Origin of the sequence: Zavarzinia compransoris, assembly GCF_003173055.1 — a bacterium.
Lineage (GTDB): Bacteria > Pseudomonadota > Alphaproteobacteria > Zavarziniales > Zavarziniaceae > Zavarzinia > Zavarzinia compransoris.
Genome location: NZ_QGLF01000008.1, coordinates 54,009 through 77,609, shown reverse-complemented (window position 1 = coordinate 77,609; position 23,601 = coordinate 54,009). Strand labels below are relative to the sequence as shown.

At 69.1% G+C, this 23,601-nt stretch carries 19 protein-coding genes and 1 riboswitch; of the genes, 4 read left to right on the top strand and 15 right to left on the bottom strand.

The features are described 5' to 3' along the window. Positions 1 to 133: 133 nt before the first annotated feature. A complete protein-coding gene (locus DKG75_RS21785; RefSeq protein WP_166646303.1) occupies positions 134 to 2,899 on the top strand; it encodes a winged helix-turn-helix domain-containing protein in 2,766 nt (921 codons plus the stop codon). 25 nt (positions 2,900 to 2,924) lie between these two features. On the opposite strand, the gene DKG75_RS21780 is transcribed toward DKG75_RS21785, so the two are convergent. The 7 genes from DKG75_RS21780 to DKG75_RS21750 form a co-directional block, all read right to left on the bottom strand. Continuing rightward, the gene (locus DKG75_RS21780) at positions 2,925 to 3,743 is read right to left on the bottom strand and encodes a glucose 1-dehydrogenase (protein ID WP_109923305.1); all 819 of its coding nucleotides are present in this window, start codon (positions 3,741 to 3,743) and stop codon (positions 2,925 to 2,927) included. 97 nt (positions 3,744 to 3,840) lie between these two features. Then, entirely contained in the window at positions 3,841 to 4,890 is a 1,050-nt protein-coding gene (locus DKG75_RS21775; protein ID WP_109923304.1) for an NADP-dependent oxidoreductase, read from the bottom strand. 27 nt (positions 4,891 to 4,917) lie between these two features. Beyond that, positions 4,918 to 6,102 (bottom strand): lipid-transfer protein, encoded by a 1,185-nt coding sequence (locus tag DKG75_RS21770; RefSeq protein WP_109923303.1) that lies wholly within the window; start codon positions 6,100 to 6,102, stop codon positions 4,918 to 4,920. 78 nt (positions 6,103 to 6,180) lie between these two features. Then, positions 6,181 to 9,627: an AAA domain-containing protein gene (locus DKG75_RS21765; RefSeq protein ID WP_109923302.1), complete on the bottom strand. Its 3,447-nt coding sequence runs from the start codon at positions 9,625 to 9,627 to the stop codon at positions 6,181 to 6,183. A gap of 129 nt (positions 9,628 to 9,756) precedes the next feature. Then, positions 9,757 to 10,554 carry a cobalamin-binding protein gene (locus tag DKG75_RS21760; RefSeq protein ID WP_208111898.1) on the bottom strand — a complete coding sequence of 266 codons (798 nt, stop codon included), beginning with the start codon at positions 10,552 to 10,554 and terminating at the stop codon, positions 9,757 to 9,759. Further along, entirely contained in the window at positions 10,554 to 11,129 is a 576-nt protein-coding gene (locus tag DKG75_RS21755; protein WP_109923300.1) for a hypothetical protein, read from the bottom strand. Before DKG75_RS21755 ends, DKG75_RS21760 begins: the two co-directional genes overlap by 1 nt. A gap of 109 nt (positions 11,130 to 11,238) precedes the next feature. Continuing rightward, a riboswitch (cobalamin riboswitch) is annotated at positions 11,239 to 11,426 on the bottom strand. Positions 11,427 to 11,483: 57 nt separating this feature from the next. Then, a complete protein-coding gene (locus DKG75_RS21750) occupies positions 11,484 to 12,290 on the bottom strand; it encodes an alpha/beta fold hydrolase (protein ID WP_166646302.1) in 807 nt (268 codons plus the stop codon). A gap of 78 nt (positions 12,291 to 12,368) precedes the next feature. Here DKG75_RS21750 and DKG75_RS21745 point away from each other — a divergent pair, with 78 nt between their 5' ends. Beyond that, positions 12,369 to 12,953: a TetR/AcrR family transcriptional regulator gene (locus tag DKG75_RS21745; protein ID WP_166646301.1), complete on the top strand. Its 585-nt coding sequence runs from the start codon at positions 12,369 to 12,371 to the stop codon at positions 12,951 to 12,953. 91 nt (positions 12,954 to 13,044) lie between these two features. Here DKG75_RS21745 and DKG75_RS21740 read toward each other — a convergent pair whose 3' ends face one another. Next, on the bottom strand, positions 13,045 to 14,082 hold the full coding sequence (locus DKG75_RS21740) for a response regulator (RefSeq protein WP_166646300.1): 1,038 nt from the start codon (positions 14,080 to 14,082) through the stop codon (positions 13,045 to 13,047). A 383-nt stretch (positions 14,083 to 14,465) separates the two neighbouring features. Between DKG75_RS21740 and DKG75_RS21735 the strand changes: the two genes are divergently transcribed. Together DKG75_RS21735 and DKG75_RS21730 are read left to right on the top strand one after the other, a co-directional pair. After that, positions 14,466 to 16,139 (top strand): sensor histidine kinase, encoded by a 1,674-nt coding sequence (locus DKG75_RS21735; protein WP_166646299.1) that lies wholly within the window; start codon positions 14,466 to 14,468, stop codon positions 16,137 to 16,139. A 4-nt stretch (positions 16,140 to 16,143) separates the two neighbouring features. After that, positions 16,144 to 16,542, top strand: coding sequence for a response regulator (locus tag DKG75_RS21730; RefSeq protein WP_109923296.1), 399 nt, complete (start codon positions 16,144 to 16,146; stop codon positions 16,540 to 16,542). Between the two features lie 69 nt (positions 16,543 to 16,611). On the opposite strand, the gene DKG75_RS21725 is transcribed toward DKG75_RS21730, so the two are convergent. From DKG75_RS21725 to DKG75_RS21695, 7 genes are read right to left on the bottom strand one after another with little or no spacing between them, the layout of a single operon-like run. Continuing rightward, the gene (locus tag DKG75_RS21725; RefSeq protein ID WP_109923295.1) at positions 16,612 to 16,953 is read right to left on the bottom strand and encodes a hypothetical protein; all 342 of its coding nucleotides are present in this window, start codon (positions 16,951 to 16,953) and stop codon (positions 16,612 to 16,614) included. After that, complete coding sequence (locus tag DKG75_RS21720; protein WP_109923294.1) at positions 16,950 to 17,645, bottom strand: tetratricopeptide repeat protein; 696 nt, start codon at positions 17,643 to 17,645, stop codon at positions 16,950 to 16,952. Before DKG75_RS21720 ends, DKG75_RS21725 begins: the two co-directional genes overlap by 4 nt. Continuing rightward, the gene (locus DKG75_RS21715; protein WP_109923293.1) at positions 17,645 to 18,568 is read right to left on the bottom strand and encodes a type II secretion system F family protein; all 924 of its coding nucleotides are present in this window, start codon (positions 18,566 to 18,568) and stop codon (positions 17,645 to 17,647) included. The genes DKG75_RS21720 and DKG75_RS21715 overlap by 1 nt, the downstream gene beginning before the upstream one ends. A gap of 15 nt (positions 18,569 to 18,583) precedes the next feature. Continuing rightward, complete coding sequence (locus DKG75_RS21710) at positions 18,584 to 19,507, bottom strand: type II secretion system F family protein (protein WP_109923292.1); 924 nt, start codon at positions 19,505 to 19,507, stop codon at positions 18,584 to 18,586. Between the two features lie 22 nt (positions 19,508 to 19,529). Beyond that, positions 19,530 to 20,903, bottom strand: coding sequence for a TadA family conjugal transfer-associated ATPase (locus DKG75_RS21705; protein ID WP_109923291.1), 1,374 nt, complete (start codon positions 20,901 to 20,903; stop codon positions 19,530 to 19,532). A 15-nt stretch (positions 20,904 to 20,918) separates the two neighbouring features. Then, the gene (locus DKG75_RS21700) at positions 20,919 to 22,193 is read right to left on the bottom strand and encodes a CpaE/TadZ family protein (protein ID WP_109923290.1); all 1,275 of its coding nucleotides are present in this window, start codon (positions 22,191 to 22,193) and stop codon (positions 20,919 to 20,921) included. Next, positions 22,190 to 23,551 (bottom strand): type II and III secretion system protein family protein, encoded by a 1,362-nt coding sequence (locus tag DKG75_RS21695; protein ID WP_166646298.1) that lies wholly within the window; start codon positions 23,549 to 23,551, stop codon positions 22,190 to 22,192. The genes DKG75_RS21700 and DKG75_RS21695 overlap by 4 nt, the downstream gene beginning before the upstream one ends. Positions 23,552 to 23,601 lie beyond the last annotated feature (50 nt).

Genomic DNA, 23,601 nt, shown 5'->3' with positions numbered 1-23,601 from the left:
GGAGAAAACGCAGGAGCATACTGGACGCAGCAGCGGGGAGGAATGCCGGAACAACCGGCAAGGGCGGCCCGGAAGGACCGCCGACGCTGCGGGCCAAATAACGATAACCGAAACAAATCGGATTGGTGCCGCCATGCTGGTCAGAACCAAATTTCTGCCGCCGAGCCTGTTGACCAACCTCGTGCGCCGGAAAAACCTCGAAGATTACTTCGAGAACCTGCCCGCCCATACGGTGACCCTGGTGCGGGCACCGGCCGGCTTCGGCAAGACGACGCTGATGGCCGACTGGCGCAAGCGCCTGCTGTTCGACGGCAGCCGGGTCGCCTGGCTCAGCCTCGACCAGCACGACAACGAACCCTCGCAACTGCTCACCTACCTGCTCGGGGCGCTGGACCAGGCGTTCGAGAACGACCGCCAGGGCTCGACCTCCTTCATCGCCGCCTCGGGCAATCTCGCGCCCAATCAAGTCGCGGGCTTCATCGTCAACGAGGTGCAGCAGATCAGCGACGACATCTTCATCTTCCTCGACGATGTTCACGAACTGAGCACGGCCCCCGCCCTCTCCATCCTCTACGACCTCATCCATTACGCGCCGCCCAACCTGCATTTCGTGCTGGCGGGCCGGCCGGCCATGTGGCTCGGCCTGTCGCGCCTGAAGGTGCAGGGCCGGGTCCAGGAGACCGGCATCGCCGAGATGCGCTTCGACATCGCCGAGGCGATCGAATTCTTCCGCCTGCGCGGCCACGATCTCCTGCGTCTCACCGATATCGATACCCTGAACCAGGCGACCGAGGGCTGGGTCGCCGGCCTCTGCCTTGCCAGCCAGTCGCTGGCGCGGAAGCGCAACGTCTCCGAATTCGTCGAGACCTTCTGCGGTGAAACCAAGGAGATCACGGACTATATCCGCGAGACCGTGTTCCGGCAGATCGGCGAAGAGGACCGCCATTGGCTGGTCCGCGCCTCCCTGCTCTCGCGCTTCTGTCCCGGCCTTTGCGACGAAGTGCTCGACTGCGCGGATTCAGGCACGCGCATCGCCCGCCTGATCGAGGAAGTGCCCTTCATCATCCCCCTCGAAGGGACCGAGGGCTGGGCGCGGCTGCACCCGCTGCTGCGCGAATTCCTGGCCGGGGAGGTGAAGCTCCTCCCGCGCGAGGAACTGGTCGGCCTGCACAAGCGCGCCGCCCTGTGGTTCTCCTCCCGCGGGGAGATTTCAGAGGCCATCCACCACGCCATCGAGGAGGGCAACGCCCCCTGGGCCATCGAACTGATCGCCCGGCAATCGCGCCATCTGGTCGAGACGGCGCAGATCCTTCTGCTTATGAGCTGGTACGAGCGCCTGCCGAAGCGGCTTTTCGTCGAACGGCTGGATCTTTCCGTCGATGTCGGCTGGGCGCTGACCCTGTCCATGCGCATGGACGAGGCGGGCGAGACCATCGCCGCCGTGGAAACCGCGCTGGCGGCGCGGCCGGACGAGGCGGTCCGCTATGAACTGCAAGCCCTGAAGGCAGCCTTCTTCACCCTGAACGACCGCACCTTCGAGGGCGCGCAGCTGGCCGAGCAATGGCTGGCCGGCGGGCCGCGCAACGACCAGTTCAAGATCGGCGCGCTGGCCAATGTGCTGACCTACAATTGCACCATCGCCGGCGATTTCGAAAGCGCCCTCGAGGCGCAGGTGATGGGCGAATCCTGGGCGACGGCGGAACGCAGCCGGTTCACCATGGTCTATGCCGGCTGCGTGATCGGCAGCGTGCACGAGCAGCGGGGCGATTTCGAGGCGGCCCGCACCGTCTACGAAGAAACGCTGCGCCTGGGCGAGGTCGCCGGCGGCCGCCGGTCCGTACCGGCCAGCCTGCCCGCCTCGTGCCTGTCGGGCCTGCTTTACGATCTCGACGATCCCGCCGGGGCGCAGCGCGTGCTGGCCGGGCGCTTCGACATCGCCTGCTCGCGCACGCCGCCCTCGATCGGCCTGCGCGGGCCGCTGGCCCTGGTCCGCATCCATGCCGCCGAGGGGGACATGAAGCGTGCCCTCGAACGCCTGGACCGGCAGGAGGCGATCGCCAACCGCCTGAATTTCACCCGCATCGTCGCCGCCTGCCTGGTGCAGCGCCTGCATTTCGCCCTTGCGGCCAACGACTGGCGCCAGGTCCGCCACCTGCTGAACCGGCTCGACGCCCTGCTCCGCCCCGAAGACCCGAGCCGCGGCCGCACCGCCGTCACCGTAACCAACGAGATCATCCACCTGGGCCAGGCCCGGGCCGATTGCCTGCTGGGCGAGGCGAAGCGGGCGCTGCCCTTCCTCGCCCGCTATGTCGCCGAGGCCGAGGCCATGGGGCGTTTCGGCGATCTCGTCGCCGGGCGGTTGCTGCTGGCGGCCTCGCTCTGGGCGACGGGGGAACGGGACGAGGCGGTGGCGGTGTTCCGCCTCGCCCTGGCGGCGTCGCTCCGGCGCGGCTATCTCCGGGTGTTCCGGGATCACCGGCTCTACCTGCTGCCGCTGATGAAGGCGCTGGCCAGCGGTTCGCTGGGCGAGGCCCTGCCGCAGGACAAGATGGGGTTCATCCTGGAACTGGTCGCGGGCGCCGGGCCCGGCGCGGCGCCCCAGAAATCGGAAGTGGTCAGTTTCGCCGATGCCAGCCGCACGGTCCGGCCGGCACCGGAACGGATCGTCGCCAGCCGCCCCGAGCCGGCGCCGGAACAGCCCCTGTACCAGCAATTGACCGGGCGCGAGCGGGAAGTCCTCGGTTGCATGGCGGAAGGGCTGACCAACAAGGAAATCGCCGTCGCCCTGGCCATCACGCCGGAAACGGTGAAATGGTACGTGAAGCAGATCTTCGTGAAGCTGGGCGCCAACACCCGGACGCAGGCGGTGCGCCAGGCGCGGCGGGCCCGGGTCCTGTAACCCCGCCCGCCCCCCGGCGCCGACCTCAGCCGGCGGCGAAACCGCCGTCCACCGAAAGCTCGGCCCCGGTCACCCAGCCCGAGGCGTCGCCGGCGAGAAAGAGCACCGCCTCGGCGATATCCTCCGGCCGGCCGAGGCCGAGGGGCTGGCGCGCGTCGAAGGCCTGGCTCACCACCCGTTCGTCCTCGGCAAGGCCGGCGGCGACGATATTGCGCAGTGCCGCCTTGCCCATGTCGGTCATGATCAGGCCGGGGTGGATCGAATTCACCCGGATGCCATAGCCGAGGGCGGCGAATTCGAGCGCCGTCGCCTTGGTCATCAGCCGGACCGCGCCCTTCGAGGCGCAATAGGCGGTCAGCCCCGGCACCCCGCGCAGGCCCGCGATCGAGGACAGGTTGACGATCGAGCCGCCCCGCCCGGCCCGGCCGCCCGGGCGCATGGCCACCGAAGCCTCGCGCAGGCCGAGGAAAACGCCGGTGGCATTCACCCGCATCACCCGCTCGAAAGTCTCGAGCGTCGTGTCGGCCGCGGCATGCACCGCTTCGATCCCGGCGTTGTTGACCAGGATGTCGAAGCCGCCGGTGGCGTCGATGGTCGCGTTCACCACGCGCCGCCAGTCGTCCTCGGCGGTAACGTCATGGGTCATGAAGCGGGCGGCACCGCCGATGGCGGCGGCGGTGGCTTCACCGGCCTCGGTCAGGACGTCGGTCAGGACGACGGCGGCCCCGGCCGCGGCGAGGCGGCGCGCCGTTTCGGCCCCGAGGCCGCGGGCGGCGCCGGTGACGAGGGCGGTCTTGCCGTCGAGAGGCAGGGTGGCGAGGGGCAGGGTGGCGGTCTGGGTCATCGGTCTCTCCCTGGGATTCGCCGTGTCGGTCCGGCGCCGACAGCATCCGCCGGAAATCCCGCGTCCTCCCTCCCCCAGGACGGGGGGCCCCGGCCTCTCAGGGCTCGGCGCCGATCCGCACCATCAGCTTGCCCTTGTTGCCGCCGTCATACATCGAGCGCAGCGCCGCCACCGCATTGTCCAGCCCGTCGGCGATATCGAGGCGGAATTTCAGGCGTCCTTCGCGCAGCCAGGGGATCAGCTCGGCCCAGGCCGCCGGATAGCGGTCCATATGGTCGAGGATGACGAAGCCCTCGATCCTGAGGCGCTTCATGATGACGTTGTGGAACATGCGCGGTCCCGAACCGCGCAGGTCGCCGTTATAGGTCGAGATCAGCCCGCAGCAGACGACGGTGCCGCCCAGCGCCATATTCGCCAGGCTGGCATCCAGGATGTCGCCGCCGACATTTTCATAGAGCAGGTCGATGCCCGCGGGCGCCAGCCGGCGCAGCGCCGCCGCCACGTCTTCGGCCTTGTAGTCGATGACGGCGTCGAGCCCCGCCTCCTCGCGCAGCCAGGCGCATTTCTCGACACCGCCGGCGATGCCGATCACCCGGCAGCCCTTCAGCCGGGCGATCTGGGCCGCGCAGGCGCCGGCAGCCCCGGCCGCCGCCGAGACGACGACCGTGGCGCCCGGCCTGGGCCGCCCGATGTCGAGCAGCCCGACCCAGGCGGTCGGCCCGGCGATGGCGAGAACCCCGAAAGCCAAGGCCAGGGGAATGCCGTCCGGCCGGTCGAGGATGGTCCAGCCGGCGCCGTCGGTCACCACATAGTCGGCCCAATGGCCCAGCCCCATGGCCAGTTGCCCCGGCCGGAAGCCGGGGTTGCGGCTTTCCGCCACTTCCGCCAGCACGAAGCCCAGCATGGGCGTGCCGAGGGCGACGGGGGGCATGTAGAGTTCCTCGATATCCTCCATCCACAGGCGGTTGGTGGCATCGAGGGACAGATAGACCGAGCGCATCAGCACCTGACCCTCCGCGAGCGGCGCCACCGCCGCGCTTTGGAGGCTGAGATCGTCGTTTTCGATCGCGGTCCGCGGCCGCTTGTCCAGGCGCCAGAAGCGGGAGACCGGGCGATCGCCGGCATTGAGGCTGCGAGCCGCTTCCATGATGCGTTCCCCTTTTTGGTTTTGGTTTCAGACGGCGGCGTAAAGCGTGACGACGCAGGCCCCGCCGAGGCCAAGATTGTGCTGCAGCGCCAGCTTCGCCCCCTCGACCTGGCGCGGGCCGGCGCTGCCGCGCAATTGCCAGACCAGTTCCGCGCATTGGGCAAGGCCGGTGGCGCCGAGCGGGTGCCCCTTGGACAGGAGGCCGCCCGACGGATTGGTCACGCAAGTGCCGCCGTATGTGTTCTGGCCGTCCAGGATGAAGCGCTCCGCCGTCCCTTCCGGGGTCAGGCCCAGGCCCTCGTAGGTGATCAATTCGTTGGCGGTGAAACAATCGTGCAGTTCGGCCACGGGAATGTCTTCCGGGCCGATGCCCGCGATCTCATAGACCTGGGCGGCGGCGGCCCGGGTCATGTCGTAGCCGACGACCTTGCGCATGTCGTGGTCGGCAAAGGTGGACGGGCGATCGGTGGTCATCGCCTGGGCCGCGATCCGCACCCGGGGCGACAGGCCGTGGCGGCGGGCGAAGTCGCCGGAACAGACGATGGCGGCCGCGCCGCCGCAGGTGGGCGGGCAGCATTGCAGCCGGGTCAGGGGCGCGAAGATCATCTTGGCCGCCATGACCTCTTCCAGGGTGATCGGGGCCCGGAACAGGGCATAGGGATTATGGGCGGCATGGCGCCGGGCCTTGACGGAGATGGCGGCGAAGGTCTCCGCCCGGGTCCCGAACAGGTGTTGATGGGCGCGGCCGGCACCGCCGAAATGCTGGGCGGCGAAAGGCGTGTCGCCGTCGAAGCCCTGGATGCCGCGCATTGCATCGTTGAAACGGGCCAGCGGTGACGGCCGGTCCTCGAACACGGTGCCGAGGGCGCCGGGCTCCATCTGCTCGAAACCGAGGGCGAGGACGCAGTCCGCGGCCCCCGTCTCCACCGCCTGCCGCGCCAGGAACAGCGCGGTCGAGCCGGTGGAGCAATTGTTGTTCACATTGACGATCGGAATGCCGCTGAGGCCGACGCCATAGACTGCCGCCTGCCCCGCGGTCGAATCGCCGTAGACATAGCCGACATAGGCCTGCTGGACGGCATCGTAGCCGATGCCGGCGTCATCGAGCGCCGCCCCGGCCGCCCGGGCGCCCATGACCGCATAGGGCTCGCTTTGCCCCGGCTTGGTGAAGGGGATCATGCCGACCCCGGCGACAAAGACTTCCCGTGCCATATTCCTGCCCGCCTCCGCTTTTCTTCATCATCGGTCCGCGGCCGGGCGCCGGCGCCCCCCCAATCGGGCGGGCCCCGCTCAGCCGTCGCGGCCGATGCGGGGTTTCAGGCTGCCTTCCAGCAGGCCGATCTCGGCCCCGAGGTGAGAACCGCGGTAGACGACGGAGGTTTCGTGGCGGGCATAGTCGCCGCTACGGAGCGCACTCAGCCAGTTGAACGAGCCGACGGCAAGCAGGGCCCCGTCCGCCCAGACCAGCTTGCTGTGCAATTGCCTGACGGCATGGAGCGGCACGCCGAGCTTGGCCAGCGCCGCCTGCGCCTCGGCGAACTTATCCTGCCCCGGCTTGTTGCGGTCGCGGATCAGCACCGGATCGGCGAAAATCTCGACCTCGACGCCGCGCGCCCGCGCCTGCGCGATGGCCGGGGTGGTACCGGCCCTGGCCATGGTGTCGACATTGACCCAGGGCGAGACGATGCAGAATTTCCGCCGCGCCGCCGCCAGTTCCTGCAACAGAAAGGCGTCGTGTTCCGCCGCATCGCGCAGCATCTCGACTGTGCGCTGGCCCTGCGACAGGTCGGGGCGCGGCGGGACCTGGAACGCCAGCCCGTTCGCCTCCTCGGCGAAGAGGAAGCGGGCGAGAACGGCACGCGGGCTGCCCGGCGGGGCCGCCGCCAGCGTATCCATGTCGCCGAAGACGAGAAATGCGTCCTTGGCGCGCGAAACCGCGACATTCAGCATGCTGGGGGACTGGTCGATGAAGCCGCCGTCGGCATGTTTCGAATAGACCGGCGAGAAGATCACCACCGGCCGCTCCGCCCCCTGGAGGGCGTGGACCGTGCCGATGGTCATGCCCTGGCGGCCGACATCGATGCCGGCCTCGGCGCAGGCCTTGGCGATTTCGCGGACCTGCCGGCCGAAGGGGGTGACGATGCCGACGATATCCTCCAGCCGCCGGCCGTAGCGCTGCTTCAGCCCCTCGCCCTCGGCCGCCAGCCAGGCCGCGATGGTGTGCGCCTCGAGGGCATTGAAGCGACTGCCCCCGGCGGCCGCGGCCATGCCGTCGACATGGAGATAGCCCATGGGCGGCAGCATCGTCCCCACCGCCGCGCCCCGCCTCGGCAGCAGCGTGCCCTTGTAGCAAAGGTCGTTGCAGAAGCCGATGATCTCGTCATAGCAGCGCCGGTGCTCGAACAGGTAGAGGCCGCGGTCGAGCCGGGGATAGGGCTGGAAGCGGCAGGCCGACTGCGCGAGGCGCATGGTGCTGCCGCTGCGCGAGGTCAGGCCCAAGGCTTCCACGCGTTCGAGCGCCGCCCTGTCCCCGGCATGGGACAGCAGCCCGGCCTCGGTCAGGTTGCCGATATCGACCGCCAGCGGCAGGGAAGAGATCGGCTCGATCTGCTGCGTATCGCCGATGACCAGGGCCCGCTTGGCCAGGGCGAAGGACGGCGCCGCCACTTCCGGCAGTACCTGCCCCGCCTCGTCCACGATCAGCAGGTCGATATGGTTGAAGAGATACTCCGTGCGGAAGCTGCCCGAACGATCATCGCGGCAGGTCATCTTGCCCGGCAGGGTCGCGAAGGTGGAGACGGCGCAGGGGGTCAGCATCATCCGCCGCCGCCACTGGGGTTCGACCATGGCGCGATCATTGGCGCCCCGCCCGGTCTGCTGCTGGCGTTGCAGCGCGGGCAGCGCCTCTTCCATCGCCAGCAGCCAGCGGCCCTCCCAATAATGGGTGGCGAGCAGGAACAGCCGGAATCGCAGCCGGCAATCCGCCAGGCGGTCGAGGGCGACGACGCCCGGGACATCGCCGCTTTCCCCCGCAAGGCGTTGCGCCAGCGCCCGCCACGCGGCGGACCGGGCGTCGCGCGCCGCCAGCGCGTTCATGGCCCGCTGGTGGCGCTCCGCCGCTTCCCTCTGTTTCTCCGCTCGATCCCGGAGCTGATTCTTCAGGCGGGCCTCCATGGCATCGGCGCGCGTCTCGGCGAGGACGGCCTCGTCCGCCCCGGCTTCGCGCAGGAAGAGCCGGGCGCGCAGCCCGCGCTTCCGCGCCACCGGCGGCAGGAAGGCGAAGAGGGATTGCAACAGGGGCTCGGACGCGAGCCAGCCCTCCCATTTGTGCAGCAGGGCGGCGGCGGCGGCGCCCTCGGCCTCGGCCTGGGTGCGGGCGGCCTGCCGTTCGGCGAGTGCGGCCTCGGGCGCCTCGCCCAGGTCCTGGCGGATCGCGGCCTCGATCTGCACCATGGCCCCGTGGGTGGCGTCCGCCTCGGCCAGCGTCCGCTGTTCCTCCCGCATCAGCCCGTGCAGGGCGTCGATCGCCGCCGGCACATCCAAGGGTTCAAGACCGGGAAAGGCGGCCCGGGCCGCGCGCAGATAGGCGGCGCGGGCGCGGGCCAGATAATCCGCCGTCTCCAGCTTGTCGAAGAAACGCTCGGTCTGGTATTTCGCCGCGGCCTCCCCCTCCCGGCTTTTCGAGGCCAGGAACAGGCCGAAGCTCTGGATCTCCGGCAGCCAGCGGCCGGCAAAGGGCCCCTCGCCCCGGCCGAAATCCTTGCCGAAGGCGTCGATGATATTGGTGACCGCCTGATTGTTGGTCGAGGCGGCGACGATCAGCGGCGGCTCGCCCCCTTCGAGGGCCGCGCGCACCCATTCCCCGGCGATGGCGGACAGCAGCATGGTGGTCTTGCCGGTGCCGGGCGGGCCGTTCACCGCCAGGATCTCGCCGTCGCCGGCCCGGGCCAGATGCGCCAGCACTTCGCGCTGGTGATCGGCCAGCGGGAAATCGCCGTTGGCATGGCCAAGCCGTTCGGCCAGGGGAAACGGCCCCGCGAGCGCCGGTTCGAGCGGGCGTGGGGTGCTGCGGGCGAAATTCGCCAGCAGCGGCGCCGCCGGCTGCTCCCGGATCAGGACGTCGCTGAGGGCGAGGATCTGCTTCACGGTCTGCGCATTGTCCGCAGCGGGGCGGATCAAGCCCCATCCCACGGCCTGATAGTCGTCGTCCGCTTCCGGCCAATTGCCGCCGGCCTCGGCCATCAATTGGCGCCAATAGGCTTGGTGGCGCGGCCACAGGTCGTCGCGCCCCTCGCCGGCCGGGAAGGGCCGGGCGGTCAGGAAACGGTCGAGATCGGCGACGCTGCCGATGGAAAAGGCCCCGCGCGGCAGCGGATCGAGAATATCGCGCGCGATCACGCTGCGCATCGGGATGATCAGGCCCGCGCGCGTCACCGCCGCCTCGGTGACGACCGGGGCGACCTCGAGCGGCAGCCCGTCGCCGCGCGACCGGGCATGGCTGACCCGGCGGCGGACATGAAGAGGGCGATAGGAGACGGCGACGCGCGACTGATTCTTCGGCACGCCGGCGAACAGCACCTCGATGGTGTCGCGGCTCAGACGGCCGCTTTCCGCCTCCGCGCGCGACAGCGCCTGGAATTCGCCCAGGGCCTTGGGCGTCAGGCACGCCTCCCCGGCGGCACTGTCCGCGACGGCCGCGCGCCAATAGCGCAGCACCGACAGATCAGCCTTGACCATGACAAACCTCTCACCCGACCACCGCCGGCCTGCCCCTTCCGGGGCCGGCCGGGTGCAACCATAACCACTCTCTCGTAGCAGAGTATCCTGGTTTTACAACCGGGCGCGGCAAACCGCCCCGCGGCGGGGTCAAAGCGGGGCGGCGCGTTCCGGCAGGATGAGGCGGCACAGGGCATCCAGCCCTTCCGTCAGCGCCGCGGGGCCGGGCTGGAGGATGACCGGCGCCTTGATCTCGTGCAGCCGGCCGTCGCGGACCGCGGGAATGCGCTCGAAGCCGGGCCGGGCCGCCAGTTTCTCCGGCCGGAACTTCTTGCCGCACCAGGAGGCGACGATGATCTCGGGCGCGGCCGCGACCACCTGTTCCGCGGTGACGATCCGGTCGCGGGCGGCGCCTTGGCCGGCCAGATGGGGGAAGACGTCGACACCGCCCGCGGCCTCGATCAATTCCGAGATCCAGGCGATGCCGCTGATCATCGGCTCGTCCCATTCCTCGAAATAGACCCGGGGACGATGGTCGAGCCGGGCCGCCGCCGCCCTCGCCGCATCGATGCGGCGGGCGAAGCCGTCGGCCAGGGCCAGGGCCCGCGGCCCTGCCCCGACCATGGCGCCGAGCAGGCGGATCATGTCCAGAATCCCGGCGATGCTGCGCTGGTTGAAGGCGTGAACGGCGATGCCGGCGCGCACCAGATCGGCCACGATCGCCGCCTGGAGATCGGAGAAGGTGAGCACCAGATCCGGCTTCAGGGCCAGGATCTTCGGCATGTCGGCAGAAGTGAAGGCCGAGACCCGGGGCTTGTCGCGCCGGGCCGCCGGCGGGCGGACGCAATAGCCGGAGATGCCGACGATGCGGTCCTCCGCGCCGAGGAGATAGAGGGTTTCCACCGTCTCCTCGGTCAGGCAGACAATCCTTTCCGGCGGAAAGGCCATCAGGCGAAGGCCGGCACTGGCCGGGCGACGAGGCCGAGCGAGATCGCCGCCTGATGGACGACGGCAAGGATCGCCAGCGCCAGCACGTTCATCTGCAGGACATAGCCGACGATGGCGGCGCTGAACGCCCCCTCGCCGTTGCCGATGGCCAGGGCCGAGGCATAGAGCGCAAGCTGCCAGACGACGAATGCGGCAACGAAGCCGGCAAGCCCGCGCACCAGCGCATGGCGGCGCGCCAGCAGGCCCGCCGCCGCGACGGCACCGGCCAGCGACAGCAGCGCGCTGATGCCGATGGCGCCGCCCCAGGCATAGGTCGAGGCGTCATGGGGATAGGACAGCAGGCCGAAGCCGATGGCCTGATTGACCGCCCAGGCCAGGACGACCGCCAACACCGCATCGCGGCGCGACAGATTGAGCGCGGCAATGGCGGCAAGGGCCGCGAAGGGCGTCGCGCAGGCCAGCACCAGCGAGAAGGCCGCACCGGCCAGGGTGATGAAGCCGAGCCACAGCAGGCTGCGGCTGCGGGCGGACAGGCCGGCCAGGGCGCCACCGGACGGAAGGGACGAAACACTCATGAGATCACCTCTTTCCCCACGCATGGGCGATATAGCGGGCGGGGAAAGCGGGCGACGGCGCACGGCCGGGATGAGGCCGGCGGCGACGCCACCGCCGGGACACCCCGCCCGACGACTGGTCTTCACGGCAGGTCTCCTGGCTTGCGGATCGCCGCCCTGGCCGGCCTTCCCGGACCCGGGCGGATCCAGTGGCATGTTCGGTTCGGGCTAGCCGCTTACAGTTGCGGGGGCAGCGCCGGATTTGCACCGGCTTCCCTCTTCGCCCGCCGAGCGGGCACCGGGAAGGCGATCATCTGGCGGCCAAAGCGCCGCCGCTGTCAAGATCGCCGCGCCATGCCGCCGGGGTGGCCCGCTTCAGGGGCAGGCACCGGCAAAGCCGGCGAAGGCGCGGTCGAATTCGTCCGGCTGCTCCAGGAAAGCCGCGTGGCCGGCATCGAAAAGCTGGACCCGGCGGTTCGGCGCCTTGAGCGCCGCAGCCTTCGACCACGACCAGCGCAGCGTCCGGTCCTTGCGGCCCCAGGCATAGAATACCGGCATGGCCAGCGCCGGCACGAGGTGCCGCAGGTCCGCCTGCGGCCTTGCGAAACTTTCCCAGGCCTGGGCCAGGATGCCGGCGACGGCCGGGCCGCCGGCGACGATCTCGTCGCGGCGCCAATCGGCGGCCGGCGCGGGCAGAATCGTCCGGTAATAACGGGCGAACCAGTCGGGAAAGCGGCGGTCGCCGGCGGCGGCACGCGCAAAGCGGCGAGCCATGTGGCGGCAATAGAGACGGGCGACGAGATTGACCGGCGCCAGCCCCCCGGAATCGCACAGCACCAGGCCCCGGACGCGGTCGGGGTGAGCGGCGGCATAGCTGATCGCGGCCGCCCCGCCGATGGAATTGCCGATGACGATGACGCGCGACAGCCCCAAGGCAGCCACCGCCCCGGCGAGAATCCCGGCATAGCGGGCGGCGCTGGCCGGCGCCGCTTCCGCCGGGCTGTCGCCATGGCCCGGCCAGTCCAGGGCCAGAACGGTGAAACGGTCACCCATCCGTTCGGCGAAACGGTCGTAGTCTCGCGCCCCCTGGCCGGTGGCGTGAAGGCAGAGGATCGCCGGTCCCGCCCCTTGCGTCCTGACGGCGATGGTCGCGCCCGCGGCTTGGATATGGTCGAGTGGCATCGGATTCTTCTCCTCGGCGCCGGCCCGTGCCCGCCTTATCATGTGATATATATATCACTTAATGGAGCCCACCGACAAGTGACCAACGCCCTTGAGCCCCCGAAGAGCCCGGCCAAGCCCCGGCGGCCCGAAGAGACCCGCGCAGCCCTGCTCGACGCGGCCGCGCGGGAATTCGAAGAGACCGGCTTCGAGCAGACGAACACGAACCGGATCGCCCGGCGCGCAGGCTATGCGCCGCAGACCTTCTATCGGCATTTTCCCGACAAGCTCGCCATCTTCCTCGCGGTCTACGAACGCTGGGTCGGGGCGGAAGCGGCGGCCTTCGCCGCGACCGACCGGGCGATCGATGCGGCCGACGTCCTGATCCGGCATCACCGCGGCTCGCTGATGTTCCGGCGCACCCTGCGCGCCCTCACCCTGACCGATCCGCGCGTCCGCGCGGCCCGGGCCGCGAGCCGGCTGGCCCAGGTCGAACGCCTGCGGCAGCGGTTTCCGCAGCTGGCGCAGACCGGCGGGACGGAACTCGCGTTCAGCCTGCTGACGATCGAGCGGCTGGCCGATGCCCATGTCGAGGGCGAGTTGAGGGACATGGGGCTCGCCGAAGCCGACAGCCGCCAGGAACTGGCCCGCCGGCTGGCGCAGGCCTTCGCCATCCCGCACTGACCCCGCCGCCCCGGGGTGACCGGGGCGGGGCCGCGCTATCGCTTGGGTCGGAAAGCGGCCGCCCCCGCGGGGAGGGCGGCGCAGGCAGGCGTCACGCCAGCGCGGGCACCGGCGATTCGAAGCCGGGCGTGCCGATATTGACCGGCAGGCCGAGGAGATAATTGCGCATGCGGTCGCGGCAGAGATCGGTCGGCGCGATCAGGGTGCGGCGGCGGTCCGAGGGATCGGGCCGCTTTTGCAGCCACCCGGTCGAGACCAGTTCGTCGATCTTGCGCATGGCGGTGGTCGAGGGCAGCGTCGTCGCATGGCAGGCGCTGGTGACCGAAACCACCCGGTGCAACAGGGATTGCTCGATCAGATAGAGCAGGATTTCCCAATTGGCGTCGCCGTCGACGCAGGACGGCAGCAGCTTGTCCCGGAACCGGCGCGCGGCCTGCAGCGCCTTGATCCGGTGCAGCATTTCGCTTTCTTCGGGGGCCTGGCTCGGCAGCGTGCGGGGCGGGTTGATCACCAGCCGGTGCACCGGCTGCGGCGCCGGCACCTGGGGCATGGCGGCAGGCGCCAGCCGCGGCATCGCGGTCACCGGCGTGGGCGACACCGCTTCGCGCGAGAGGCGGACCGCCGCATTCTCGATCGTCGAGGTCAGTTCCTTGGCCTTGGCCAGGGTTTCGGCCAGTTGCGCGGAAAGATCGCGGTCGTTGGTCTTCACTTCGCGGCGCTGATCCAGCGCCTCGGCCGCGCGATAGATCGCGGCGACCAGCTGGTCGAGATCGACCGGCTTCACCAGGAAGTCCAGCACGCCGAGCTTCAGGGCGTTGATCGCCCGGTCGAGATCGGCGAAGGCGGAGAACAGGATGGTTTCGAAGACCCGCGGAGCGCCACCGAAATGGCGCAGTTCACGCACCAGATCGAGCCCGCTTAGCCCCGGCATCTGCATGTCGGTGACCACCAGAAAGGGTTCCGCCTCCACCAGCATGCGTTCCAACGCTTCCGCCGGCACCGAGAAAGCATGGACCACGAAACCCTTGAGCTTCAGGAAATCGCCCACTTCCTCGACGATCGAGGCATCGTCGTCGATCACATAGACAGGGGTTGCGATTGTGTGCGAACGATTCAGTCCCGGCGTCATCGGTGAACCCACCTCCCCCATTTGGGCGGACATGAAACCTTTATGCCCGTTCGGCCGCAGAATGGAAGCGAATTCATCCGAAGGGCGCCGACGCCGGCGCTCATCGCCTCGTCGTGGGGCAGACTATGCCCAAGCATTGTAAACAAATGGCAAACGGCCCCAAATCCGACTGATTCGCTACGCCGCTGTGTCGCTACATTGTAATTTTCGACGGCGCCGAAACAGGAGATATTTACGCCCCATTCACCATCCGCCCTTATGCTGGCGCCTGCATGAGGGACAGGGGACTGGACTGTGAAGATTCGCGCAGTGACGTTCGAAGCACGAATGACGGTCGACAAAGCGGCTTTCGGCACGCGCGCCCGCCGTTGGGAGGCCTGAGGATGGCGGATGTAGCCGATGCCCGGGCATATCCCCCGGACCTGCTCAGCCTTGCCGCCGATTTCACCTGGCGCAGCGGCCCCGATCTCCGGGTCGAGGAGGCGTCGCCCCTCGACGTCGCCTGCGATCCCTCCGTCATCCAGCTGCTGCGCGGCGCCCGGCTCGACCGGCTGGCGCAGCGAACCCTCTATCCGGCGCAGGGCGAAGCGCTCGGGGCCTTGCTCGGCCGGATCGCGCCCCTGCGCGATATCGCCCTCAGCTTCGTGCAGCGCGACGGCTCGGTGGTCAATTTCACCCTGACCGGCAGCCCGGTCGACGACGGCGGCTATGTCGGCGTCGGCAAGGTATGGAGCGGCCGGCCCTTCGACGAACAGCACCGCGGCGAACTGGTCGAACTGCTGGAACGGGCGGAAGCCAATCGCAACCGGGAAATGCGCCTGCGCGAGGAGGCGGACGTCCTGCTCGCCTCGCTGCGCACTCTGATCCGGCCGGCCCCCCTCGCCGACAAATGCTCGGACCTGTTCAACCTGTTCTCCCGCCTGCTGCGCTTCGAGCAGGCGCTGGTCGTGCGCCGCCGCACCCGCGACGAGCTTCTGTCCGTCGTCGCCACCGACCCGGCGCTGACCGGCCTGAAATGGCCGGCGGGCGACGTCATCAATGCCGCCCTGATGGGCGAGGCCCTGGTGGTCCAGGATCTGTCCGCCCTCAAGGAATGGAGGGATCTGCCGGAGGCGATCCGCGGCCGCTTCCGCAATGCGCTGGTCGCGCCGCTCACCATCGGCAACGAGGCGGCCATGCTGGTCGCCCTGCACGGCCAGCCCGGCTTCTTCGAACCCTACCAGCTCGCCCTGATGCAGCGCCTCAGCCTGATCGCGACCCAGGCCTTCGAGGTCGACGAGCAGAAGAACGTCCTCATCAATACGGCCAAGCTCGCCACCCTCGGCGAATTGATGACCGTGATCGCCCATGAGATCAGCCAGCCGCTGTCGGTCATCGCCATGGCGGTGAAGAATGCGAAACTGGCGATCGAGGCGATGAACGAGCGCGAGAACACGGTCGGCAGCGCCGAACAGACCATCGTCGTCGCCAAGTTGGACCGCATCCACGACCAGGCGCTGCGCGCCGGCGAGATCGTCAGCGCGATCCGCACCCTCGCCCATCCCGACCGCCGCACCCTCGGCCTGCGCCCGGTCGCGGTGACCGAGATCATGGACAATATCCGCAACCTGACCGAAGGCTCGCTGCGCAACCGGGGCATCCAGCTGATCTGCAACGCCCCGCCCTATTGCCGGGCGCTGAAGGCCAACCCGGTCTCGCTGCAGCAGGTTTTCCTCAACCTCGTGGTGAACGCCCGCGATGCCATCGCGGAATATTCGAAGCGCCGGGGCGAGGCGACCAGGGGCGAGATCCGCATCGACGTCTATGACGACGGCGTTTCCGACCGGCTGGTGGTCGAAGTGCAGGACAGCGGCGGCGGCATCCCGCCCGACGTGATGAATCGTATCTTCGACGCCTTCTTTACGCTAAAGGAAGTCGGTCACGGCAGCGGCCTCGGGCTCGCCATCTGCCGGACATTGATGACCGATATGGGCGGCAGCATCAGCGCCTACAACAGGGATAAGGGCGCCGTGTTCCGGCTGGAAATTCCAACCTACGTCGAGGATCCGGCAGGCTGAAAACATGACGGCGGGAAGGGACAAACCGCAACGCCGCTCGCCGACTCTGCTCGTGGTCGACGACGACGATGATCTGCGCACGGAACTGGCCGAATTGTTCGGCCGGGTGGGCTATGACGTCCTTCAGGCTTCGAACGGCATCGAAGCCGTCGAGATCGCCCGCGAGAAACGCCCCGATGTCGTCCTGATGGATGTCGGCATGCCGCAGCTCGGCGGTGTGCGGGCCGCGGAAATCATGACCCTGCTGCGTCACACCGAGCAGGTCGTGCTGATGAGCGGCAATCCCGAAATGGTGGCCGAGGCCGCCTCGCACCGGGGCCTCGCGCCCATCGTGCTGCACAAGCCCCTCAGCTTCGACGTCTGCCGCCGGGTGATCGACAGCCTGGCGAAACCCGGCACCTGATTATCGCCCCCGGCGGGGAGCGGGACGGCAGGCGTCCCGCCCGGCCAGCCGCGCTCAGTTCCCCCGCGCTCAGTTCCCCGACGAGGACGAGGAGGTGCCGCCGGCGCTGAGCTTCACCGCCGAAGCGCCGGCGCCGCCCTTGCCGACCGAGCCGAGATAATTCTCATAGACCTTGCCCGCCTCGGCGCCGCTGGTGACCGTGCGGCCGCCGGGGGCCGCATGCTGGGCCTGAAGCACGGACCGGGTCCGGGCGAAGGGCGGCAGGGCGGGCAGGGTCGGGCTCGCCCCGGTGCCGAGTTCGGTCGGCCCGCTCTGGGCCTGCGACGGCAGGGGGGCCAGCGCCACCGGGAGGATCCCCCCGGCAAGAGCGAGGGCCAGGGCCAGGGGCCGGGCGACGGCGATCTTCTTCATGATGGTTTCCAGCTCCGGACGAAGGAAAGGATATTGGGACGTTCCGCCGCGGCGACCGGGGCCAGGATCTGGTCCAGTTCGGCTTCGCGGCCGGTCTTGAGGGCGGCGATGGCGAAATTGGTTCTGATCTGCTGGTTCTGCGGGCTGAGCTGCGCGGCACGGGCAAGGACGCTGTAGGCCTTGGCGTAATCCTCGGTGTTCAGCAGGGCGAAACCGTAATTGTTCAGGACCCGGGGATCGGTCGGGGCCGCCTCGGCCGCGCGGGCGAACTGGGGGGCGGCGCCCTTCCAGTCGCCGACCTTGGCCCGCACCTGGCCGAGACCGAAGGCCGCGACCGGCTGCACGCGCCGGCGGTCCAGTTCGATATAGACCTTGTCAGCGGCATCGATCTGCTCGGTGCGCAGCAAGGCCTCGCCCTTCAGGGTCAGGGCTTCGACATCGCCGGGACGGCGCTTCAGGTAGTCGTCGAGGAAGGCCAGCGCGGCCTGCGACTGGTCGCGCTCGATCATGCCCCGGATCAGGGCGATATAGAGCACGTCCTCCTCGGCCGAGGGGCGCGGCGTCTGCTCGCCGGAAACGGTCCGCGCCGGCGCGGTGCCGGCCGACTTGCAGCCGGCGAGCCCGAGCGCCGCGGCCAGGGCGGCAAGCGCCAGGGCGCGCGGCACGGCCCGCGGGGAAAACCCTGCCGACATCAGCTGCCCACCCGCGCGAAGCCGTCGATGAGCCGCGAGACCGCGGGACCGGCGATGACGATCAGGAGCGGCGGCATCATGAACAGCATCATGATCACGGTCATCTGGGTCATGCGCTTGCCGATGGTCGTGCGGGCATTGTTCATGCGCCGCTCGATCAGCGTGTCGGAGAAGACTTTCAGGGCCTGGGTCAGTTCCGTGCCGTGGGCCAGCGACTGGATCAGCAGGGCGGCGAATTCGCGGCCGTCCTCGACCGCCAGCCGGGCGCCCCAGCGCTGCAGCGACGCTTCGTAGCCCTTGCCCTGGTCGATGTCGTTCACCAGCCGTTCGAGCGTGCCCTTGATCGTTTCGAGACCGTCCGCCTCTTCCTGGGTCAGGTGGCGGAAGGCCTGCTCGATCGAGGCGCCGGAGCGCACCAGGAGCAGCAGCATATCGATCAGGAACGGCAGTTCCCGCTCGATCCGCTTGCGCCGGGCCGACGCCATGCTGCCGAGATAGTAGCGCGGCACCAGGTAGCCGATGGCGAAGCCGGCGATGCCGACGAACATCGCCGTGTTCAACTGCCAGAACACGATGCCGAGACCGAAGCCGAGCACGCCCAGCACGACGGCGGACACCAGCCGCAGCCCGGCCAGCCAATAGGGCGCGCCGGCGTCATAACGGCCGATCGAGCGCATGATCTGCTCGAATTCGGCGATGGTCGACGCGCTCTTGGTGGTGGCGCGGCCGACGGTTTCGAGAAAGCCGCCGGTCTCCTGCTCGTCGTCGATCAGGGCGTCGTGGCGGCCGACGTCGATCAGGCGGCCGCGCAGGCGGCGGCCGTCGGTGATGCGGCGGGTTTCATCCACCACCACCGTGCTGCCGATGAAGAACAGCACGAGGCCGGTGATGACGACGACGGAAAATGCGATCAGGCTGGTCATGCCGCGTCTCCCGCCTCAATATTCGATACGCATGAGGCGGCGCATCACGACGATGCCCAGGACCTCGAGGCCGATGGCCACGGCCAGCATCACCTGCCCCTGCTCGGCGAAGAAATCGAGATAGGTGGGGTTCATCACCATGATGGCCAGGGCCACCAGCGGCGGGATCGCCACCATCACGATCGCCGTGCTGCGCAATTCCGACGACAGCGACCTGAACTCGTTCCGCACCCGCGAGCGGTCGCGGAGCACCCGCGCCAGATGCTCGAGAATATAGCCGAGGTTGCCGCCATAGCGCAGGTTGGTGCGCACGATCATGGCCAGCATGGCCAGCTCGGCGATCGCCAGGCGCTGGGCCTGGACGCGCAGGGCATCCGGCAGCGGCACGCCGATCTTGAGCCGGAGCGCCACCGGATCGAGATAGCAGCGGGTCGCCTCGCCGGAATAGATCAGGGCCTTGTCGAAGGCCTGGGCCTGGCTGTTGCCGGTCGAGATCAGCTGGCGCAGGCGTTCGAGGAAGCTCGGCAATTCCTCGAGGAAGCCGTTCACCTGCTTGTCCGCCGCCGAATTCAGGCGCTGATAGGCGATGCCGAGGAAGCCGAGGCCGGCGGCAAGCCCGCCCAGCAGGCCGAGGAACCAGACCGCGACCGCGACGACGACGAAAAGCGCCGTCAGGAAGCCGATGAAGCGCTGCGGCGTGACTTTCCAGTCGGCCTGGAGCAGGCGCCGGGTGATGCCGGACGACGACATCATCAGGCGCGCCATCAGGCGCTCGGTCTCGGGCGTATCGTCGTCGAAGCCGGTGCCGGCGCCGATACTGCGGCCGAGATGGACCAGGCGGGCGCGGTACTGCTGATCGAGCCGCCAGTCCCGGACATAGCTGTCGATCAGATAGCCCGCGGCGACCGCCGCCAAGAGGGCAAGGCCGAATTGGATCATTGCGCGTCCCCCCGCCTTCTGCTCAGGGCCTGCCTTCGAAACGGCCGGCGCCGCCGCCGACCGGCTGCACGCCGCCCACCGTCGCCAGCCGTTCCTGGAAGGCGGAATGGCGGGTCACCATCACGAATGTCCCCTGGCCCGGCTGGCCCGGATTCTCGCGGTAGCGGAAGCGCTCGTTCTGTACGATGGTCTCGCCTTCCATGCCCACCACCTCGGCGATCGAGATCACCTTGCGGGCGCCGGACGACAGGCGCTGGACCTGCACGACGACCTGCACGGCCGAGGTGATCTGCCTGCGGACCGTCGCCACATTGGCCTGCATGCCGCCGAAGCCGAGCAGCAGTTCGAGGCGGCTCATGGCGTCCTGGGGCGAATTGGCGTGTACCGTCGCCATCGAGCCGTCGTGGCCCGTGGTCATGGCCTGGACCATTTCGACCGCCTCGCCCGAGCGGATTTCGCCGAGGATGATGCGGTCGGGACGCATGCGCAGCGCATTCTTCACCAGGTCGCGCGCAGTAATCTCGGGCGTGCCGTCGGCCGAGGGCGGCCGGGTTTCCAGGCGCACCACGTGGGACTGGCGCAGTTGCAGTTCCGCCGCGTCCTCGATGGTCACGATGCGTTCCGTCGCCGAGATGAAGCCCGACAGGATGTTCAGCATGGTGGTCTTGCCCGAACCGGTACCGCCCGAGATCAGGACGTTCAGGCGGCTGCGCACGGCGGCGGCCAGATAGTCGACCATTTCCTGGCTGATGGTGCCGGTGCGCACGAGATCGTGGATCTTGAGCGGGATGCGCTTGAACTTGCGGATCGAGACCGTGGCGCCGTCGAGCGCGATCGGCGGGATCACGATGTTCACGCGGCTGCCGTCTTTCAGGCGGGCGTCGACGAAGGGCGAGGCCTCGTCCACGCGCCGGCCGATCGGGCTGACGATGCGCTGGATGATGTTCATCAGGTGGGCATCGTCGCGGAAGCGCGTGGTCACGCGCTCGAGCACGCCCGAGCGTTCGACATAGATCCGGCTCGGCCCGTTGACGATGATGTCGTCGACCGTGGTATCGGCCAGCAGGGGTTCGAGCGGGCCGAGGCCGACGATCTCGAAGAAGACGTCGTCGAGCAGGCGTTCCCGCTCGGCGGCATTGAGGGCGACGCCGGCACCGGCGACCACGACCGAGATCGCCCGGCTGATCTCGCCCCGCACCACTTCGCCGTTCGCCTTGTCGGGCGTGAAGCCGCGCTTTTCGAGATAGTCGTGGACGATGGTCAGCGCCCGGAATTTCAGTTCCTGGTAGAGCGGCGACGTATAGATGTCGCCCTCGCCCCGGCTGCCGGGGATATTGGTCGGGAAGGCCGCGATGCCCAGGCCCGAGCCGCTTCCAGGACTACCAGCTTCACGCATACGTCACCCCTTGGTTCAACGCGAACCGGCCCGGCCGATGCCGAGGCGGGACAGGATGCCGCCGCCGGCATTGCCGCCGCCGGCGATACGCGCCGCGTTCTGTGCGACGGGCGAGGCCGCGACGGGCGCCGCCATCGGCCCGGCCGGCGGCAGGGCGACCGCGGCATCGACCACCGCCCGGACCGCCTTGCTGAAGGGGCTCGAACCGTCGGCGGCCAGCGCCGTGCCCAGGTTCCGCTGGCCGTCGACGAAGAGACGGTCCTCGGGCACCAGGAACGGCCGGCCCTTGGCCCGGATCGCGGTCGCGATCTCTTCCGGCGAGGGGCGGAGCTTGGCGACATGGCGCGACACGACCAGGGTATATTCCGGGTCCTTGTTGATCGCCCGGCGCATGCGGTCGAGAATGACCGAGGCGCCGTGGATCGAGGTCACGGACTGGTCGACCACCATGATCGAGGCATTGGCATCGAGGAAGATGCGGTCCGCGACGCGCGGATTGAGCGCGCGGTTCACGTCGACCACGATCGCGGTGAAATAGGACCGCAGCACGTCGACCAATTGGGCGAGATCGCCCTGCCCCGCCACCTGGGCGTTCTCGTCGTCGACCGCGAGCGGCAGGACGAACAGGCGCGGCGCCTTGGTCTGGGCGAAGGCGCCCTCGATCAGGGTCGAGTCGAGACGCCCGAGGTCACCGAGCGCGTCGGTCATGAAATAGGACGCCTTGATGCCGAGGAGATCGATCGACTCGCTCGGCGGGAAGCCGAAATCGAGCAGCAGCACGCGCTCGCTGGCCCCGGCGCGGCGCGCCAGCTCGGCCGCCATGGAGACGGCGATCGAGGTGGCGCCCACCCCGGCCTTCGGCCCCATGACCGCGACGATCCGCGCCGAATTGCTGCCCCGCTTCGCCGGCCGCGACTGCAGCAGCCAGTCCATCTGGGCGATCAGGTCGTCGGCGGCGAAATCCTTGTCGATCACGTCGTTGGCGCCGGCGCGCATGGCCGGGATCAGCGAGGTCGCACTGATGTTGTAGCTGGCGACGACCAGCGGCAGGGCCGGCTGCTCCGCCTTCAGGCTGACGATCAGTTCGGTGATGTTGCGCCCGTCCCAGGCGACGTCGTCGAGATCGACGACGATCGCCTCGACCCCCGTCGACTCGATCAGCCCGCGCAGGGTTTCGAGCTGGGGCAGGCCGCGCACGATGCTGCACCGGGAGAACAGCGCCGAGGTGACGCGTTCGGCGAAGTCTTCGTCGCTGGAGACGACCAGGATACTGCGACGTTCCGTGCTCATGGCATCAACCCGTATTGCGGCAGGACATCGCGCAGGCGGTTACGGCCGAGCAGCATGTCCGAATAGGAGGGATCGTAGTTCTGCAGGTCGGTGCCCGGCAGCGGCGGCAGGGCCCGGCTGTCCATGGGCGAGACCAGGCGCGGCGTCGCCACGATGATCAGCTCCTGGCGCTCGCGCGTGGTCTGCTGGCGCTTGAAGAAGGCGCCGATGATCGGCAGGTCGCCGAGGACCGGCAGGGCATCGTCCGAGTCCGCCGAGGAGGAGGACATCAGCCCGGCGAGGACGAAGCTCTGGCCGTTGCCGAGTTCGAGGGTGGAACTCGCCCCGCGCCGGATCAGGCCCGGCACCTGGGTGCCCTGGATGGTCACGGCCTTGCCGTAGTCGAGGTCGGACACCTCGGGCGCGAGGTTCAGCAGGATCCGGCTCGGGCTCAGCACGGTGGCCGAGACCTTGAGGCGGATGCCGAATTCCTTGTACTCGATCGTCACCGTGCCCGAATTGTCCTGCGGCACCGGGATCGGAATCTCGCCGCCGGCGATGAATTCCGCGGTCTCGCCCGAGCGCACCAGCAAGGTCGGCTCGGCCAGGATCTGGGCGAGCTTGGCGCCCGAGAGAATGCCGAGGACGACCGAAAGGTCGGAGCCCGGCAGGCGCATCAGGACATTCAGCGCGTCCGAGATCGGCGAGACGCCGGAGAGCGCGCCGGTCAGCCCGGCCCCCGGCGAAGACACCGCATATTCGAAGCTGGTGCCCGGCCCGGAGCGGAAGTCGAAGCCGAGGCGCTTCAGCGTGGTGGTCGAGAGCGCGGCGAACTTGATCTCGACGCTGACCATCTGCTGCTGCAGGACCTTGATCTGGTCGCTGACGCCGTCGGGGAAATAGCGCGAGGCGAGGCGCAGCACCCGGGCATGGGCGTCGTTCGAGGGCACGGTGCCCTTCAGCGCGATCTTGCCGCCCGCGGCATCGACCCGGACCGCCGACAGTTCCGGATCCTCGCGCAGGTCGCGTTCGAGATCGCCGGTGCCGAGCGGCACGATCACGGGATAGACATAGGCCCGCTCGCCGCCCACTTCCCACACGATCAGGTTGGTGCGGCCGGGCTTCAGGCCCAGCAGCAGGATGTCGGTCGGACCGACGACGCGGCCGGTCACCGTCGCCGGATCGCCGATCGCCACCCGCTCGATCGGGGTCTGGAGCGACAGCGGCGTCTGCACGCCGGCCTGGATCACCAGGCTCGGGCGGTTGACATATTCCGCCGCCTGCGCCTCGGAAAGCGTCACGCCGGTGACGACCGGGACCATGAAGGCCACGGAGACGGCGGCAAGGGTGGCGAAAGCCCGACGGCGAAGCTGTTGCATGAAACCGCTCCGCTTGTCGGCAAACGGGGTCATCGGCACACGAAGCATCT